Origin of the sequence: Streptomyces sp. NPDC049541 (genome assembly GCF_044465725.1) — a bacterium.
In the GTDB taxonomy this organism is placed as follows: Bacteria; Actinomycetota; Actinomycetes; order Streptomycetales; family Streptomycetaceae; genus Streptomyces.
This window is the reverse complement of sequence record NZ_JBITLY010000004.1, coordinates 182,627-199,815: the sequence shown is the minus strand read 5'-3', so window position 1 is coordinate 199,815 and position 17,189 is coordinate 182,627. Positions and strand designations below refer to the sequence as shown.

Annotated in this window: 19 protein-coding genes; 4 read left to right on the top strand and 15 right to left on the bottom strand. The window is 70.7% G+C overall.

Going from position 1 to position 17,189, the window contains the following annotated elements:
- Positions 1–15: 15 nt before the first annotated feature.
- The 12 genes from ACIBW9_RS16710 to ACIBW9_RS16655 all read right to left on the bottom strand — a co-directional run bounded on the left by ACIBW9_RS16710 (position 16) and on the right by ACIBW9_RS16655 (position 11,172).
- Positions 16–894, bottom strand: a complete 879-nt coding sequence (locus tag ACIBW9_RS16710) for a carbohydrate ABC transporter permease (RefSeq protein ID WP_398955568.1) — start codon at positions 892–894, stop codon at positions 16–18.
- Positions 891–1,847, bottom strand: a complete 957-nt coding sequence (locus ACIBW9_RS16705; protein WP_398955565.1) for a carbohydrate ABC transporter permease — start codon at positions 1,845–1,847, stop codon at positions 891–893. The genes ACIBW9_RS16710 and ACIBW9_RS16705 overlap by 4 nt, the downstream gene beginning before the upstream one ends.
- 4 nt (positions 1,848–1,851) lie before the next feature.
- The gene (locus tag ACIBW9_RS16700; protein WP_398955563.1) at positions 1,852–3,201 is read right to left on the bottom strand and encodes an ABC transporter substrate-binding protein; all 1,350 of its coding nucleotides are present in this window, start codon (positions 3,199–3,201) and stop codon (positions 1,852–1,854) included.
- A gap of 110 nt (positions 3,202–3,311) precedes the next feature.
- Positions 3,312–4,307: a LacI family DNA-binding transcriptional regulator gene (locus tag ACIBW9_RS16695; RefSeq protein ID WP_398955561.1), complete on the bottom strand. Its 996-nt coding sequence runs from the start codon at positions 4,305–4,307 to the stop codon at positions 3,312–3,314.
- Between the two features lie 57 nt (positions 4,308–4,364).
- Complete coding sequence (locus tag ACIBW9_RS16690; protein ID WP_398955559.1) at positions 4,365–5,036, bottom strand: GntR family transcriptional regulator; 672 nt, start codon at positions 5,034–5,036, stop codon at positions 4,365–4,367.
- 41 nt (positions 5,037–5,077) lie between these two features.
- On the bottom strand, positions 5,078–6,079 hold the full coding sequence (locus ACIBW9_RS16685) for a proline racemase family protein (protein WP_398955557.1): 1,002 nt from the start codon (positions 6,077–6,079) through the stop codon (positions 5,078–5,080).
- Positions 6,080–6,097: 18 nt separating this feature from the next.
- A complete protein-coding gene (locus tag ACIBW9_RS16680) occupies positions 6,098–6,988 on the bottom strand; it encodes a dihydrodipicolinate synthase family protein (protein WP_398955555.1) in 891 nt (296 codons plus the stop codon).
- Positions 6,985–8,397, bottom strand: a complete 1,413-nt coding sequence (locus tag ACIBW9_RS16675; RefSeq protein WP_398955553.1) for an FAD-dependent oxidoreductase — start codon at positions 8,395–8,397, stop codon at positions 6,985–6,987. The genes ACIBW9_RS16680 and ACIBW9_RS16675 overlap by 4 nt, the downstream gene beginning before the upstream one ends.
- Positions 8,387–8,689, bottom strand: a complete 303-nt coding sequence (locus ACIBW9_RS16670; RefSeq protein ID WP_398955551.1) for a (2Fe-2S)-binding protein — start codon at positions 8,687–8,689, stop codon at positions 8,387–8,389. Before ACIBW9_RS16670 ends, ACIBW9_RS16675 begins: the two co-directional genes overlap by 11 nt.
- Positions 8,686–9,837: an NAD(P)/FAD-dependent oxidoreductase gene (locus ACIBW9_RS16665; protein ID WP_398955549.1), complete on the bottom strand. Its 1,152-nt coding sequence runs from the start codon at positions 9,835–9,837 to the stop codon at positions 8,686–8,688. Before ACIBW9_RS16665 ends, ACIBW9_RS16670 begins: the two co-directional genes overlap by 4 nt.
- 100 nt (positions 9,838–9,937) lie before the next feature.
- Positions 9,938–10,417, bottom strand: coding sequence for a DUF3592 domain-containing protein (locus ACIBW9_RS16660; protein ID WP_398955547.1), 480 nt, complete (start codon positions 10,415–10,417; stop codon positions 9,938–9,940).
- 92 nt (positions 10,418–10,509) lie between these two features.
- Positions 10,510–11,172 carry a hypothetical protein gene (locus ACIBW9_RS16655; protein WP_398955545.1) on the bottom strand — a complete coding sequence of 221 codons (663 nt, stop codon included), beginning with the start codon at positions 11,170–11,172 and terminating at the stop codon, positions 10,510–10,512.
- Between the two features lie 223 nt (positions 11,173–11,395).
- On the opposite strand from ACIBW9_RS16655, the gene ACIBW9_RS16650 reads away from it, so the two are divergent.
- The gene (locus tag ACIBW9_RS16650; protein ID WP_398955543.1) at positions 11,396–12,049 is read left to right on the top strand and encodes a helix-turn-helix domain-containing protein; all 654 of its coding nucleotides are present in this window, start codon (positions 11,396–11,398) and stop codon (positions 12,047–12,049) included.
- 32 nt (positions 12,050–12,081) lie between these two features.
- The gene (locus ACIBW9_RS16645) at positions 12,082–12,612 is read left to right on the top strand and encodes a toxin-antitoxin system, toxin component (RefSeq protein WP_398956466.1); all 531 of its coding nucleotides are present in this window, start codon (positions 12,082–12,084) and stop codon (positions 12,610–12,612) included.
- A 41-nt stretch (positions 12,613–12,653) separates the two neighbouring features.
- Here ACIBW9_RS16645 and ACIBW9_RS16640 read toward each other — a convergent pair whose 3' ends face one another.
- Positions 12,654–13,697: an alpha/beta fold hydrolase gene (locus ACIBW9_RS16640; RefSeq protein ID WP_398955541.1), complete on the bottom strand. Its 1,044-nt coding sequence runs from the start codon at positions 13,695–13,697 to the stop codon at positions 12,654–12,656.
- Between the two features lie 222 nt (positions 13,698–13,919).
- Between ACIBW9_RS16640 and ACIBW9_RS16635 the strand changes: the two genes are divergently transcribed.
- Entirely contained in the window at positions 13,920–14,147 is a 228-nt protein-coding gene (locus ACIBW9_RS16635) for a hypothetical protein (RefSeq protein WP_398955539.1), read from the top strand.
- Positions 14,148–14,172: 25 nt separating this feature from the next.
- Here ACIBW9_RS16635 and ACIBW9_RS16630 read toward each other — a convergent pair whose 3' ends face one another.
- Positions 14,173–14,856 carry a 4'-phosphopantetheinyl transferase gene (locus ACIBW9_RS16630; protein ID WP_398955536.1) on the bottom strand — a complete coding sequence of 228 codons (684 nt, stop codon included), beginning with the start codon at positions 14,854–14,856 and terminating at the stop codon, positions 14,173–14,175.
- Positions 14,853–15,713: a metallophosphoesterase family protein gene (locus tag ACIBW9_RS16625; protein WP_398955534.1), complete on the bottom strand. Its 861-nt coding sequence runs from the start codon at positions 15,711–15,713 to the stop codon at positions 14,853–14,855. The genes ACIBW9_RS16630 and ACIBW9_RS16625 overlap by 4 nt, the downstream gene beginning before the upstream one ends.
- A gap of 265 nt (positions 15,714–15,978) precedes the next feature.
- Here ACIBW9_RS16625 and ACIBW9_RS16620 point away from each other — a divergent pair, with 265 nt between their 5' ends.
- Entirely contained in the window at positions 15,979–17,100 is a 1,122-nt protein-coding gene (locus ACIBW9_RS16620) for an ATP-grasp domain-containing protein (protein ID WP_398955532.1), read from the top strand.
- Positions 17,101–17,189 lie beyond the last annotated feature (89 nt).

Below are 17,189 nucleotides of genomic sequence, written 5' to 3'. Positions count from 1 at the left end.
GTCGGAGGGAGGGCGTCAGCCCTTGGTGCCGCCCGCGCCGATGCCGGCGATGATGTGTCGCTGGAAGAGCAGGAACAGGGCGACCATCGGGATGCTGGCGATCACCATCGCGGCGATGAGCACGGTCAGTTGGATGTTCTGCGACAGCTGGACGAGTGCCACGCTGATCGGCTGCTTGCCGGTGTCGGAGAAGACCATCAGCGGCCAGAGGAAGTCCTGCCACACGGCGACCAGCGCGAAGATCGACACGACCCCGAGCACCGGACGCGACATGGGCAGCACGATCGACCACAGGCTGCGCAGCTTCCCGGCGCCGTCGATCTCAGCCGCCTCCAGGACGTCTCGCGGGAGCTGGTCGAAGAACCGTTTGAGCAGGTAGAGGTTGAAGGCGTTGGCAACGGCCGGCAGCCAGATGGCCAGGGGGTCGTCGAGCAGGCTGGTGTGGATCAGCGGGAGGTCGGCGACGGTCAGGTACTTCGGTACGACCAGGGCCTGCGCCGGGACCATGAGCGTGGCGAGGATCCCGCCGAGGATCAGCTTGCCGAAGGCGGGCCTGAGCCTGGACAGGGCGTAGGCGGCGGCCGTGCAGAGGACGAGCTGGAACAGCCAGGCGCCGGCCGCCTGGACCACCGTGTTCCACAGGTGCCGCGGCAGCTGCATGAGGTCCCAGGCGTCGGTGTAGCCGCCGAGGCGCCAGTGCTCGGGGACGAGGGTGGGCGGGGTCCGCGCCACCTCGTCCGGCGATTTCATCGCGCCGGTCACCATCCAGTAGACGGGGAACAGGAAGGCCAGCGCGAACAGGACGAGGACGACGGTGAACACCGTCCAGTACACGGCCCTCCCCCGTGGGCGGGCCAGCGTCGCAGGGGAGACAAGGGTGCGGGTGGCACTCACGCGTCCTCCTCTCCGGAGCGGGTCAGACGCAGGTACACGGCGGAGAAGGCGCCGAGCAGCACGAGGAGCATGACGCTGAGCGCGCAGGCGCCGCCGAAGTCGTTGTAGAGGAATGCGTACTTGTAGATCAGGTAGAGGACGGTGACCGTGGCGTTCTCGGGACCCCCGCCCGTGATCACGAAGGGTTCGGTGAAGACCTGCATCGTCGCGATGATCTGCAGGAGCATCAGCATGAGGATGACGAAACGCGTCTGGGGAACCGTCACGTGCCGGACGCGCTGGAGCAGGTTGGCGCCGTCCAGTTCGGCGGCCTCGTACAGCTCGCCGGGGATGGACTGGAGCGCGGCCAGATAGATCAGGACGGTGCCGCCCATGTTGGCCCAGGTGGCGACGACGACCAGGGAGATGAGGGCGGTGTCGGTGCCGTTGGACCAGTTCGAGGTGGGCAGGTGCAGAAAGCGCAGGGTCTCGTTGGCGAGGCCGGCTCCGGGGTCGTAGAACCACTTCCACAGCAGCGCGCTGACCACCGGCGGGATCATCACCGGCAGATAGACCACGATCCTGAAGAAGGCCTTCCAGTGGCGCAGTTCGTTGAGGACGAGGGCCAGCACGAAGGGGATCGCGAAGCCGAGCAGCAGGGCGAGCAGGGTGAAGGTGAGCGTGTTGCGCCAGGCGGCCGTGAACTCGGGGTCGTGCCAGACACGGGTGAAGTTGGCGGTGCCGACCCACTCGGGCGGAGAGCCCGGCGTGTACTTCTGGAAGGCGATCACGACGGCACGGATCGCCGGGTACCAGGAGAACAGGGCGAAGCAGATGAGGCCGCCGAGGAGGAAGGCGTAGGCGCGGGCCTGGTCGGCGAGGCGGCGCCGTCCCCGGCCCCCTACCGGGGACGGCGCCTGGACCGGATGGACGGCGGCCGTCCTGACAGGTTGCCGCTCGGCCGTCTTCGTCATGTCCTCAGCCCCGCGCCAGGATGCCGTCGATCTTGCCGGAGGCGTCCTTCAGCAGCTGGTCGATGTCCGCGTCCTTCTTGGTGAGGACGGCGGAGACGGCGGAGTCGAGGACCGAGTAGATCTGCTGGGCGTCGGGCGGCTCGATCTTCAGCTGGAGGCCGTGGTTGCCGTCGAGGAAGGTCTGGTAGTTCTCCACCGGCACATTGGCGTTGGCCTTCTTGACCTGCTGGTCCTTGGCGTCGGCGGCGCCGGTGAACAGGCGCGGCTCGGGCAGTCCGACCGGGGCGTCGGCCTTCTTGGCGCGGGCGTAGTCGCCGAGGAAGCCCTTGCCGGGGGTGAGGAACATGTGGTCGAGCCACTGCAGGCCGGCGCGGATCTGGGCGGGCGTGTCGTGCTTGTTGAACATGTAGCCGTCGCCGCCGATGAGCGTGCCCTTGCCGCCGGGCATCGGGCCGAGGGCGAGGTCATGGTAGTTGCCGCCCTTCTCCTTCACCAGGATCGGGATGTTGTCCGGCGCCGAGAGATACATGCCGAGCTTGCCCGAACCCATCAGCTGCTGCACGTCGTTGATGACCAGGAGCTGCTTGCTGCCCATGGAGTTGTCGGCCCAGCGCATGTCGTGCAGGTTCTGCAGGACGGCATGCCCCTCGGCGGTGTCGATGGTGGCCTTCTTGCCGTCGGCGCTGACGACGTCGCCGCCCTGGGAGTACAGCTCGGCGGTGAAGTGCCAACCGCCCTGGTTCTGGGCGCTGTAGTCGGCGTATCCGACGGTCCCGTTGCCGAGTGCGGCGATCTTCCTGGCGTCGGCGCGGACCTCGTCCCAGGTGGCCGGGGGCTTGTCGGGGTCGAGGCCGGCCTTCTGGAAGAGTCTCCGGTTGTAGATCAGGCCCATCGAGTAGCCGGTGCGCGGGACGCCGTAGATCTTCCCGTCGGCGGTGTAGATGTCGCGCAGCTGCTTCTGGATGGTGCCGTAGCTCTTCAACTCCTTGACGTACGGCGTGAGATCGGCCGCCTGGTGGATGTCGACGACGTGCCTGGCGTCGGTGAAGTACGTGTAGAAGACGTCCTCCATCTGACCGCCGGCGAGTTTGGCGTCGAAGGTCTTCGGGTCCTGGCAGGGGAACGCGTCGTGCGCGACGACGTCGATGTCCGGGTGCCGCTTCTCGAAGGCGGCGACGTCCTGCTCGAAGAACCCGCGGTCGACCTTGGCGCTCTGGGGCGGCTCGCAGTTGACGGTGATACGGGTCTTCCCGCTCGCCGATCCGTCGTCGCCCGATCCGCAGGCGGAGGCGGCGAGTGCGAGCGAGCAGACGCTGAGCGCGGCGAACGTGCGGCGGAACCCGGTGCTTCTCATCGGTGGACCCCTCGTGGCAGGAGCGGTGGGCGCCGCACACTCAAGCACCGCCGACATGGGTCCGCAAGATATCGCGCAGAATCTGTAATTATTCGACAGGAGATTGGATCTCAGGGACGAGGAGCTTGCGCGGTCGATCCCCGCACCACCAGCTCCGGCTCGAACAAGAGCTCTTCGGCGGGTACGGAGCCTCCGCCGACCTGCGCGTTCAGCAGCTCCACGGCCGCCCGGCCCATCGCCTCGATGGGCTGGCGGACGGTGGTCAGGGGCGGCTCGGTGCAGTTCATCAGCGCCGAGTCGTCATAGCCCACGACCGAAACCCGGCCCGGCACGTCCAGTCCCTTGCGGCGGGCGGCCCGGATGACACCGAGGGCGAGCGGGTCGCTGGCGCAGATGAAGCCGGTGACACCGCGGTCGATCAGCCGGGAGGTGGCCGCGTGACCGCCCTCGACGGAGAACATCGCGCGCGCGACATGCTCGTCCGGGAGGTCTCCGAAGGCCTTGGCGGCCGCCAGTTTGCGGGCCGACGGAACGTGATCGTCCGGCCCCAGCACCAGTCCAATCCGCTCGTGCCCGAGCGAGGCCAGGTGGCGCCAGGCCTGCTCCACCGCCACCGCGTCGTCGCAGGACACACGGGGGAAGCCGAGGTCTTCGATGGACGCGTTGACCAGCACCACGGGGATGTTGCGCTCGGCGAGCCGACGGTAGTGGTCGTGCGGGGCGTCGGCCTGGGCGTACAGGCCGCCGGCGAAGACGACGCCGGAGACCTGCTGTTGCAGCAGCAGCTCCACGTAGTCCGCCTCGGAGACGCCGCCCTTGGTCTGCGTGCACAGCACCGGGGTCAGGCCGAGCTGGGCGAGGGCGCCGCCGATCACCTCGGCGAACGCCGGGAAGATGGGGTTCTGCAGCTCTGGCAGGACGAGTCCGACGAGCCGGGCGCGCTCGCCGCGCAGCTGCGTGGGCCGCTCGTAGCCGAGGACGTCCAGGGCACTGAGCACCGCCTGCCGGGTGGACTCCGAGACCCCCGGCTTGCCGTTCAGCACCCGGCTGACCGTGGCCTCACTGACCCCGACCTTCTTCGCCACCTCAGCAAGTCGTCGCGTCATGCACGCAAGAATAGCGCAAGAAATGCAAACAGCTTGCGTAATGGCGAAAGCGGGCTCTCAGTGGGCGGCCCAGAGCCCCCGGACATGTCCGAGGTGCCGGGCCATCACCTCGCGCACGGCCTCGGTGTCGCGCGCGAGCAGTGCGTCGAGGAGTTCGAGGTGCTCCTCGGCGGAGGCCTTCAGCCGTCCGGTCTCGACCAGGGCCGTCAGTCCGTACAGCCGTGAACGCTGTCGCAGGTCCCTGACGACTTCCACGAGATGGTCGTTGCCGGCCAGGGTGAGCAGTGCGAGGTGGAAGTGCAGGTCGGCCTCGACGTAGTCGGTGAGGTTGCCTTGCGCGGCCGAGGTGACGATCTCCATGGCGAGCGGGCGCAGCGCCTTCAGGTCGTCGAGGTCGGCGGTGGCCGCGAGGCCGACGGTCGTCGGGATCTCGATCAGGGACCGGATATGGGTGTACTCGTCGAGCTGTTTCTCGGAGACCTCGGTGACCCGGAACCCCTTGTTCGGGACGATCTCGACCATGCCCTCCTTCACCAGCTCGAGCATCGCCTCACGCACCGGGGTCGCCGAGACGCCCAGGCGGGGTGCGAGGGCCGGCGCCGAGTACACCTGGCCGGGGCGCAGTTCACCGGAGATCAGTGCGGCCCGCAGCACGTCCACGACCTTCTCCCGGAAGTTGGGCTTCCGGCCGCCGAGCGAGGGAAGGGCGGGGCGATGCTGCTGGGCCATGGTGATCGTCCTCCTTGGGTCACCGGACATTATCGGGCCGCCTACAAGACGAACCCCGCGGGGAACGGGTCCTCCGGGTCGAGCAGGTACTGGGCGGTTCCGGTGATCCAGGCGCGGCCGGTGAAGCTGGGCAGGACGGCGGGGCGGCCCGCCACCTCGGTGGTGCCGAGGAGGCGGCCGGTGAAGCGGGTGCCGATGAAGGACTCGTTGACGAACTCGGTGTGCAGGGGGAGCTCGCCGCGCGCGTGCAGCTGCGCCATGCGCGCGCTGGTGCCGGTGCCGCAGGGTGAGCGGTCGAACCAGCCGGGATGGATCGCCATCGCGTGCCGGGAGTGGCGGGCGTCGGAGCCGGGGGCCAGCAGATGGACGTGGTGGCAGCCGCGGATGGACGGGTCCTCGGGGTGGACGGGCTCGTCCTCGGCGTTGATGGCGTCCATCAGCGCCAGCCCCGCCGAGAGGATGTCGTCCTTGCGGGCGCGGTCGAAGGGGAGGCCGAACTGGTCCAGGGGGAGGATGGCGTAGAAGTTTCCGCCGTATGCCAGGTCGTAGGTAACCGTCCGCCCGTCGGCCAGCGTCGCCTTGCGGTCGAGCCCCACCGCGAACGACGGCACGTTCCTCAGCGTCACCGCCCTGGCCGCGCCGCCCTCCACCGCCACCTCGGCGACCACGACTCCGGCCGGGGTGTCGAGGCGGATGGTGGTGACCGGTTCGACGACCTCGACCATGCCGGTCTCGACGAGCACGGTCGCGACGCCGATGGTGCCGTGCCCGCACATCGGCAGATAGCCGGACACCTCGATGTAGACGACACCCCAGTCGCAGTCGGGTCGCGTCGGCGGCTGGAGGATCGCACCGCTCATCGCGGAGTGCCCGCGCGGCTCGTTCATCAGCAACTGCTTGATGTCGTCGCGGTGTTCGCGGAAGTACAGCCGCCGCTCGTTCATCGTCGCGCCGGGGATGGTCCCGATCCCGCCGGTGATCACACGGGTGGGCATGCCCTCGGTGTGCGAGTCGACGGCGTGCAGGACGAGTCTGCTGCGCATGGCCTGCCTCCTTGTGGGTTACGCGAGTCCGGCGGCGACGGCCTTCTCGGTGGCCGCGCGGACGACCGCCTCCTGGTGCGGCAGCAGCGGCATACGGGGTGGCCGCACCGGCCCGCCGTGCCGCCCGACGATGTCCATGGACAGCTTGATGGCCTGCACGAACTCCACCTGGGAATCCCACCGCAGCAGCGGATGCAGCTGCCGGTAGAGCTGGTTCGCTGTGGTCAGATCGCCGTCGACGGCCGCGTGGTACAGCTCCACGCTCGCGGCCGGCAGGGCGTTCGGGTAGCCGGCCACCCAGCCCTTCGCGCCCGCGATCGCCAGCTCGAGGAGGACATCGTCGGCGCCGATCAACAAGTCCAGTTCCGGGGCGAGTTCGGCGATCCGGTAGGCGCGGCGGACATCCCCGGAGAACTCCTTGACGGCGCGGATGTACCCCTCGCCGTGCAACTTCGCCAGGAGTTCCGGCACGAGGTCGACCTTGGTGTCGATCGGGTTGTTGTACGCCACGACCGGCACGCCCGCCTTCGCGACCTCCGCGTAGTGGGCGAGCACCGAACGCTCGTCGGCGCGGTAGGCGTTGGGCGGCAGCAGCATCACCGCGTGGCAGCCGGCGTCACGGGCCTGCTCGGCCCAGCGGCGGGACTCAGCGGCCCCGTAAGCGGCCACTCCGGGCATGACCCGCTGCCCGCCGATCGCGGCGACGGCCGTCTCGACGACCTTGGCGCGTTCCTCGGGGGTGAGCACCTGGTACTCCCCCAGCGAGCCGTTGGGGACGACGCCGTCGCAGCCGTTCTCGACGAGCCAGGCGCAGTGCTCGGCGTACTTGTCGTGGTTCACCGTGAGGTCGTCGTTCAGCGGCAGTGCGGTGGCGACGAGGACGCCGCGCCAGGGACGGTGGTCGGTCATGAGGATCCTCTCTCGGTGGGATGCGTGTCCTCGCGGGCAAGGACACCGAGCGGTACGGGACGGGCGAACGGCCGTCTGGACGGGTCGAGTCGGCACCCGGCGAGCCCGGCGACCGCGGGTGCGCACACCCGGCCCTGGCACCAGCCCATCCCGGCCCGCGTCAGCAGCTTCACCGTGCGGACGTCACCGGCGCCGAGCTCCGCGACGGCCTCACGGATCGTGCCACCGGTGACCTCTTCGCAGCGGCACACGACGGTGTCGTCGGTGATCAGCTCGCTCCAGTGGGCGGGCGGCGCGTACACGGCGTCGAGCGCAGCCGCGAACTCTCGTAGTCGAGTACGGGACTTGGCGGCCGCGGCCCACTCGCGCGGGTCCGGTGCGCGGCCCGCGAGGCGGGCTGCGGCCGAGCGTCCGGCGATGTGGCCTTCGGCCAGCGCGAGGGCCGAGCCGCCGATGCCGGTGGTCTCGCCCGCGGCCCAGACTCCGGGGACGTCGGTGCGCTGCTCGTCGTCGACCTGCACGTTCATTCCGTCGAGGCGGCAGCCGAGGGTCTCGGCGAGGTCGGTGTGCGGGAGCATGCCGTGGCCGACGGCGAGGGTGTCGCAGGGGATGCGGCGCCCGGTGCCGGGCCGGACCCGCCCCTCGCCGTCGAGCGCGGCGACGGTCACCGCCTCCAGCCGCTCGGTGCCGTGCGCCTCGACTACGGTGTGCCGGGTGAGGGTGCGCACGCGATGCCGCAGCAGCCGGGCCGCGTACCCGGCCCCTTCGGCGACCTTGCCCGGTTGTGCCGCGAGCGCCCGGGACCGTCGTACGAACGCCCTGGGATCGGCGGACTCGACGAGCGCGGCGACGTCCACTCCGGCCGCGGCGAGACCGGTCGCGACCGGCAGCAGCAGCGGCCCGGTGCCGGCGACCACGGCGGTACGTCCGGGAACCGCGAGGGTTCCCTTGAGCATGGCCTGCGCGCCGCCCGCGGTGAGGACGCCGGGGAGGGTCCAGCCGGGGAAGGGCAGCACCTTCTCGTAGCCGCCGGTGGCCAGGAGCACGGCGTCGGCGTGCACGGTCGCCGGGTCCTCCTGCTCGGGGCCGAGCAGGGCGTGCACGGTGAACCGGTCCGCGTGCCGTTCCACGAACCAGACATGATGATCCGTCAAGTGCGTTACCGCGCCTGCCTTTACATATGTGTCGAGCCCGTCCCGCAGTCGCTCCCAGGTCCGCCAGTCGTGGTGCAGCGCCTGGGGCCGGTGCGCGCGCAGTTCGGCGGCGGGCTGCCGGTAGAACTGGCCGCCCGGTTGTGCGGCCGCGTCCAGGAGCGTGACCCGCACACCGTGCGAGGCGGCGGCCACGGTCGCGGCCAGGCCCGCCGGACCCGCGCCGATGACGGCGAGATGGGGGCGGTCAGTCGTCATGGCCGGTCCCCTCCTGTGTGCGGATCGCATCGCCCGGCTGCAGGGAGATGAGGCAAGCCCGTTGGTTGGGGCGGCCGTTGAGGGTCACCAGGCAGTCGAAACAGACGCCGATCCCGCAGAAGACACCGCGCGGGCGGCCTCCGTCCCGGGTGGTGCGCCAGGAGGTGACGCCCGCTGCCCAGAGCGCGGCGGCGACCGTCTGGCCGGGCCACGCTTCGATCTCCCGGCCGTCCAGCGTGACCGTGAAGGCCGGGCGCGGGTCGGCCTGTGCCAGGTCCAGTGGGGAGCTCACGGGGTCTCCTCGGGGAAGCGGTCGGGGCGGAACGGGGCGAGGTCCAGGTCGGGTGTCTTCGCGGTCAGGGTCTGGGCGATCAGGTGGCCGGTGCCGGTGGCGAGCCCGATGCCCGCGCCTTCATGGCCGCAGGCATGGAAGAGGCCGGGGACGCGGGGATCGGGGCCGATGGCGGGCAGATGGTCGGGCATGTACGGGCGGAAGCCGGCGTACGAGCGGAGGGCGCGGACGCCGGACAGGAAGGGGAAGAGGCGGGTCGCGCCGGCCGCGAGGGCGCGCAGGGCCGGCAGCGAGAACGACCGGTCGAAGCCGACCCGTTCCCGGCTCGCGCCGATCAGGATCGGTCCCGCGGCCGTGCCCTCCACGACCGGCGAGGTCTGCAGCGCGGCCGAGTCGCTGGCCACGTCGGCCACGTAGTCGGCGGCGTACACCTTGTGGTGGACCCTGCGCGGCAGCGGTTCGGTGACCAGGACGAAGCCGCGCCGCGGCAGGACGGGCAGGGAGGTGCCCGCGAGGGCGGCGAGTTCGCCGCCCCAGGTGCCGGCCGCGTTGACCACGGCCGGAGTGTGGATGTCGCCGCCGTCTGTGCGCACGGCCCGTACGCTCCCGTCAGTTGCCCGCAGAACCTCCGTCACCGTCCGGCCGGTGAACAGGCGTGCGCCGGAGGCCCGGACGAGGTGGGCGGCCGCCAGGGCGGGCATGACCTGGGAGTCCTGCGGGTAGTGGACGGCGCCGGGCAGGCCGGGGGCCAGATGGGGTTCGAGTGCGTACAGTTCGGTGCCCGCGACGGTCGTGGCGGTCACTCCGGCAGCTCGCTGCCCGGCGGCGAATTCCTCCAGCGCGACGAGACCGCCGGGAGAGGTGGCCACCACCACGCCGCCCTTGGCCTCGTACTCGACGGCCTCCCCGAACTCCTGCGCCAGTTCGGCCCACAGGCGGTGCGAGAGAAGCGCGAGGTCGAGCTCCGGGCCGGGCTCCTTGTCCGAGACGAGGAGATTGCCCTCCCCCGCGCCGGTCGTGCCGCCGGCCACCGGGCCACGGTCCACCACGATGACGTCCAGGCCTGCGCGGCAGGCGTAGAGGGCACAGGCGGCGCCTGTCATGCCGGCTCCGACGATCACGACATCGCAGGTCAGTGGCTGACTCACGGCAGTACTATGTCACATACCACTGATTCTGAACATGGCGCACACACGGCTGGCCGCAATCACCTCGCGGTGCCGCTGATGTGGACATCACCTGCAGTGCTCAGGCGGCCCTGGAACGTCTGCGCATCACCAACGCGATGGCCGTCCCGATCCCCACGGCCAACGACCCGGGCCCGCCGAAGATCAGCGGCAGCAGCCACAGCGAGGCGAACCCGTTGATCCGCGCCTCCTGGGGGGAATCCGCCCGGTAGAGCACGTCGACCCGCTCACCCGCCCCGTACGACGGTGGATCGGAGCCGACCGAGCCCCGGAACGTCCTGTGCTCGCCGTCCGCCGACGTGAACTCGACCACCGGGTACGCCCTGGGCTTGTCGCTCGACCGGTTCTTGTGGAATGAGCTGCTGTGTTCGGTGCGCCACTCCAGGGACACCACCGTGCCCCGGGCACGCTCCCCGTCCGCCAGCAGCGAGGCCGACTGCCCCGCGAGAATCAGCCCGACGGCCAAGAACAGCGCCCCGAACGCGATCACGCCGAAGGTGATCCACCGGCGGGCGCGCCGCCCCCGTTCCTGTACCTGCACTGTGACCCTCTCACTCGTCCGGCCTCGCCGGTCCGGAACATGAGGGACGCCATCCCAGGTCACTCGGCCACCCAGGCCCCACCGGGGTGCGGTCAGGCCTCGGGGGCCGGCACCACCCTCAGGTGCGCCGCCGCGTGCCGGGGCGTGCGGGTCCTGGGGCGGGCGGGGCGGGTCTCCCGCAGTACCAGGGTCATCCGTGTGTATCCCATGTCCTGCAGCGTCCTCGGGGTCTCGTCCACCACGCGGCAGTCGGTGGCGCCCCAGCGCGGATCGGGGTGCGTCAGGGGGCGTACGGCGCCGTCGTGCGCCACGCCCTGTTCGCCCACCGCGCGGATCCAGTGCGGCAGGCCCTGCCGGTAGGCGGCCTCCATGATCGGGTCCTGAGCGATGTCGCGGCGGATGGACTGCAGTCCGTGGTCGTGGCCGTGGCGCTCGACGGCGGCCGCGAAGTGCGCGAGCATCGGCAGGCACCAGCTGGACTCGTGCTCGCCGAGGACCGTGCCCGCGTCGGGGTGGAACAGCACGAACCTGAGGAAGTTGTCGCCGGGCATCGCCGTCGGATGCGGGCTCACCTCACGGAAAAGTGACGCGAAAGCATTGTTGGACAGAACGACGTCCCAGCGGTGGTCGAGAACGACGGATGGAAAGGGAACGGCCTCCAGGAGGGTGGCGTAGTCCTGCAGATACGCCTGGGCCTCGAGACTCTCGGGGACGGGCCGCGGTGCCGGACGCTGCCCTCCTGCCTGATACGCCATCGGGAGGTCACCCCTCTTGCCTCTGCGGCCTTCACGCGGCGCCTTGATCCTGCGGCCCCGGATCGAGTCATGTCAACTATCGTGGCATTTCATGCTTGTTGACGGCTGAATTTGGCCACAGTTGTGGCGACACCTGGATGTGAGTTCGAACTACCCGGTAATCTCCGTCGGGTTCACGGCAACCGCTTGTGAGAAGCCTGTGAGAAACGTAGGAGATCTGTCGGTGACGGATGGCTTCGAGAGTCCGGGCACCACGGCTGCGACCGCTGCGCTGCCGGCCGTCGTCGCCCGCGTCACCGCGCTCGCCGACCGGCTCGGCGTGCCGCACGCGGAGGTCTTCGACACCGGCCGCCTGTCCGCCGCCTCGGGGGTTCCCGAGCCCGTGGTCAGGGCCCTGCTGAGCGGCCGTCCGGCGGGCGAGCCCGATGTGCAGGAGCGGTTTCTGCAGCGGCTCGACCTGCTGCGGCGCACCCGGCTCAAGCCCAATGGCCGCAAGTACACCCAGCAGGAGATCGCCGACGGTGCGGGCATGTCCCGCCAGCAGGCGGGCGCACTGATCAACGGCGACCGGCGGCCCACCATGGAGCACTGCGACGCCATCCAGCGCTTCTTCCGGGTGCACGCCGGATTCCTCACGGCCGAGGACCCCGAGGCCCTCACGGGCGCCCTGCAGAGCACGGAGCAGGAGCTCCTGCACAAGCTCGCCGAGCGGGAGGCGGCCGCGGCCGCCGACGACCCGCTGGAGCGGCTGCTGCAGGACCACGGTGTCCGCGGAATCGCCTGGCGGGCCGCACAACTGCCCACCGACCAGCACCGCGACAAGGTCGCGGAGTGGCTGGACATGCTCCTGGAGAGCGTCAAGCGGCCCGAGTCGTGAGCCTGGGGAGAGCTGTGGGCATCGGAAGGGACATGCGCCGCCTGTGCGGTGAACTGGTCGCGGAGCTCACCCTTGCCGCACCGGCGCCGCCCGAGGACCTGTACGGCGCGCTGTGCGCGGCGATGAGCAGACGGCGCGGCCGGCCGGTGCACTTCCGCACGGCCGCCTTCCCGACCGGCACGGCGAGCGGGCTGTGGCTCGACATGACCGACCAGGACCTCGTCGTGATCGAGGAACGGACCGCGCCGGACCACCAGTTGGTGATCCTCGGCCACGAGCTGTGGCACATGAAGGCCGGCCACTGCGGCCATCACGTCGAGGGCGCCCGGGTCGCGGCCCGCCTGCTCAGCGACGACGCGGACCTGCGGGACACCGTCCGCAAGGTCGCCGCCCGCAGCCGTTTCGACCTCGCCGAGGAGCAGGAGGCCGAGTCCTTCGGCCTCCTGCTGGCCAGCAGGTGCCGTACATGGCTGGCGGGTTCGGGGGTGCGGGGACCGGTGCAACGCGATCACCTGGCAGGACGGATCGAGGCGTCGCTGGGGTATCTGGGGCCGCAGGGCTAGCGTCGAATGCGCGACACGGACATCACCGGCTCCACGTGACGTCATGTTGCACTGCGTTCGCTCGCCTCCCTCAGATCCCGTTCCACCTTACGGTTGCGGGCCGTGTCCGGGCGGCCCGCGGTGGTGCCCGGCCGGCCCCCGACGAGCAGTTCGCGCCAGTGCTCCCGGCTCCAGTCGGCCGGACGCGTGGTCGCCGTGAACTCCTCGACCAGTGACACGAACCGCGCGGGGTCGCTGTGGAACGGGAAATGGCCCGCTTGTTCGAAGATCTCCAGGCGGCTGCCCGGCATCGCCTCGTGCGCCCCGTACGCGTGCCGCACCGGCACCACGCTGTCCCGGTCGCCCCACAGCAGCATGGTGGGCATGCCCTCGGTGAGATAGCACCGGTCGAGCATGGTGACGACCTGGCCCCGCCAGTCCACGACCGCGCGCAGGGTGCGGATGAAGGCGTTGCGGGAGGTCTCGTCCGGCAGGGCGTCGACGAGGGTGAGCAGTTCGGGTGCGTCCTGGCCGAGATCGGTGTCCAGGAGCTTCATCAGACGCACCGCCAGCCCCACTTGCAGCCGCATCCCCGGCAACCGCAGCGTCGACAGCATCAGATGGGCGCCCGGCAGGGAGACCAGCCGCAGCACGGGATTGACCTCGCGTCCCACTCCGCCCGCGCTCACCAGGATGAGCCGCTCGGTGCGCTCGGGGAACTGGTAGGCGAACTGCATGGCCACGCCCCCGCCCAGCGAGTGGCCGACCAGCGTCGCCGACTCGATGCCGAGCGTGGTGAGCAGGTCCCGCACGCCGTTCGCGTACGCGGCCACCGAGTAGTCGGCGCGCGGTTTGTCGGAAGCGCCGTGGCCGAGCAGATCGGGCGCGATCACGGTGTGCGTGCGGGCCAGGTCGGGGATCAACTCGGCCCAGGTCGCCGAGGAGTCGCCGATGCCGTGGATGAGCACCAGTGCCGGGCCCTCGCCTGCCATCCGGAAGGCGCGCCGGTATCCGTGCACCACGCGGTACTGCAACTCGAGTTCTCCGTCGCCCACCGGGCGCAGTCGTACGGCGCGCACCGGGCGCCGTGGTGGAACGTCGACCACGCACTTGCCTCCCCGTTCCAGGGCCGCGCACAGGCGGCCGAAAGCCCTTGCCCTCCAGCGTAGAACTGCTTTCCCACAAGGGATTTCGAGGACGTTTCGCCTCCGCTAAGCGGGCGAACGGACCGGTGCCCGGACCCCATTGTCAGTGGCGGGCGGCAAGCTGGAGTTGCGCCCCCTTGTGCGGGGTGCGACCGACGACGCCGACGCGGGGAGAGCCGACCGATGCCCACAGCCGTACTGACCGACCGCGAGCGCACCGCCGTACAGGCCTACCTGCGGCTCTTGCACACCGTACGAGCCGCGTTCGACGGTCCCCCCGGCTCCTCGCGACCACCTGTCGTACCGCCCGCCGTGCTCGCCGAGGCGGAGCAGGCACTGGCGGCCGCGGGACTGGCGGGCAACGAGGAGGAGTTCTTCCGGCTGCTGCAGAGCTGGTGCCCGGAGCCGTGACGGCCGGCCGCCGCCGGGCGGGGGCTCAGGGAGTGTGCGGCACGGTGATCGCTGTCGCCACGAGCCCCCGCTGAACGGTCCACCGGCCCTCGAAGTGCCCGAGCCGACGTCCTCCGACCAGCGGACCGGGGACGAGGAGTTCGGCGCGGAAGCCGCCGTGCAGCCGCTCGTCGGGGTCGACCAAGACCTCGATGGCGGCCTCGGTGAACTCCAGCCACAGCCCGGTGAGGGGGAACCACGCCTTGTAGACCGATTCCTTGGCGCTGAACAGCAGCCGGTCCCAGTGGACCTCGGGGTGCCGCAGGGCCAGGCGCCGCAGCCCGGCCGCCTCGCCGGGCAGGGACACGGCGTCCAGGACGCCCTCGGGGAGCGGCTGGTGGGATTCGGCGTCGATGCCGACGGAGGCCAGGTCGGTGGCGCGGACCAGGGCGGCGGCGCAGTAGCCGTCGCAGTGGGTCATGCTGCCGACCAGGCCGGGCGGCCAGACCGGTGCCCCGCGGTCGCCGGGCAGCAGGGGCTGCGCGGGCACGCCGAGCTTCTCCATGGCGCGGCGCGCGCAGGCGCGTACCAAGGCGAACTCGCGGCGGCGCTTGTGCACCGCCCGCGCCACGGCCTTGGCCTCCTCGGGGTACAGCGGCGCGGGCTCGCTCCCGTCGTCGCCGTGCACCTCCACGGCCACCACCTCGTCCGGCAGCAGCTCCTCGATCACCGGACCCCGACCTCCTTCGGCAGCACGCGTCGCAGTCTCCCCGGCGGCTGCGGCCGCTTGCGCCACTCTCGGGGGTAGCCGATTGACACCTCCTCGAAGCGGACACCCTCGTGCCAGGTGGTCCGCGGGATGTGGAGGTGCCCGTACACCATGGTCTCGACGCGGAAGCGGCGGTGCCAGTCGGCGGTCAGTGCGGTGCCGCACCACATGGCGAACTCCGGGTGCCACAGGACGTCGCAGGGGTGCCGGTCCAGCGGGTAGTGGTTGACCAGGACGGTCGGCAGTCCGGCGGGGAGCGCGGTGAGCCTGCCCTCGGTCTCGGCGACGCGGGCCCGGCACCAGGCCTCGCGGCTCGGGTAGGGGTCGGGGTGCAGCAGGAACTCGTCGTTGCACACGATGCCGGTGCCGTGCGCGTACTCGAGGCCCTGCTCCTTGGTGGTGCAGCCGGCCGGCAGGAACGAGTAGTCGTAGAGGAGGAAGAGCGGTGCGACGGCCACCGGGCCGCCCTGGCCCTCCCACACCGGGTAGGGGTCCTCGGGTGTCGTCACTCCGAGTTCGCGGCACATGGCGACGAGGTGCTCGTAGCGGGCGACGCCGCGCAGGGTGACGGGGTCCTTCGGATGGGTCCACAGCTCGTGGTTGCCCGGCGCCCAGATCACCTTGCGGAAACGGCTCGCGAGGGTCTTCAGGGCCCAGCGGATGTCGGCCACGCTCTCCGAGACGTCGCCGGCCACCAGCAGCCAGTCCTCGTCCGACTCGGGGCGCATCGCCTCGACCAGGGCGCGGTTCTCGGCGTATCCGATGTGCAGGTCGCTGATGGCCAGCAGCTGTCCGGCACCACCGGCCGTCGACGTCACCTGTCGCCCCCTCCGTACACGCAGCGCACCCGCGGACTCACGGATGGGACCACGAGAACACATTTCCCGGCTCACCGACAAGGCGGCAAGATCATTGAATCCGTAACACGCACGTTGCACGCGCGGCCGCCGGGAAGCCGTATGATCGCCCCGACACCACCGCCAGGAACTTCCCTTCACAAGGGCGGTTTGGTGACCCTCCATCTCCCCTGCCCGGGCACGGGCTGCTCAGCCGTGCCCGCGAACCGTGAAAGGACGGCCCTGCATGGTCTCTCGCGTACGCGTCTGGCTCAACCGCACGTACGCGGAGAACGTGTTCTTCATGGATCAGCTGCGGCGAAATCCCAGCGATCGCGCCGTGGAGATCCATGCGACGCACGGGGACCCGGACTCCCCCGTGCTGGCCGCCGCCGACACCGCCGATCTGGAACCGGAGGGCCTGTCCCCGGCCGCGTACGTCGAGTACGCCCTCGACCAGTGCCAGCGGCGCGGTATCGACGTCTTCGTACCGCGGCTGCAGCAGGCGGCGATCGTGGCGCACCGCGCCGACTTCGAAGCGGTCGGTACGGCGCTGCTGGCGCCGCCTCCGGAGGCGGTGGCCGTCTTCCACGACAAGGTGATCGCGTACGAGGCGGTCCAGGCGATCGGGGTACCCGTGCCGCCGTGGTGGCGGGTGCGGACCGCGGCTGAACTCGTCGCCGCCGTGGAGGAGTTGGAGGGGGGCGGACACAAGGCGTGCTTCAAGCCGGCGTCCGGCGCGGGCGGCGTGGGCTTCCGTGTGATCACACGCGCCCCCTTCTCGCTCGTTCACCTCAACGGCTTCCCCGGCCCGCATGTGCCGCTGGATCTGGTCGTGCAGGCGCTGGAGCGGGCCGACGAGCCCGTCGACTGGCTGGTGATGCCGCGGCTGGAGCAGCCGGAGGTGTCGGTGGACTGCCTCACCGGTCCTGACAACCGGATGCGGCTGGCGATCGGGCGCACCAAGAACGGGCGGCGGCGCGGGTTCACGTTGCACGAGCAGTGGCTGGAGCCGGCGCGGCGGATCGCAGAGGGGTTCGGGCTGCACTATCTGTCCAACATCCAGTTCCGGATGTTCGGTGACGAGCCGGTGCTGATGGACGTCAACACCCGGCCCGCGGGCGGGTTGCACCAGCTGTCGCTGTGCGGGGTCAACGCGCCTTGGGCCGCTGTGCAGTTGGCCCTCGGCGAGGACCCCGGGGAGATGGTGCCGCCGTTCCTGGGGCAGGACTACACGGTGGTGTCGGCTCCGCGGCCGCTGCGGGCGGTTTCGCTGCCGCAGCAGAGGGTGGAGGGGGAGCCGCTGCTGCCTGCGGTTCCCGCACCCGTCGACTCCGTCGAGGTCTCGGCTCAGGTCCTGCCGCTCTAGGCCGTCGACACCCCTGAAGAAGCTCACCGGTATGGACCAATTCCGCGTCAAGTATTGACAGCGGGATTGGTCCATACCAACTTGTGTGG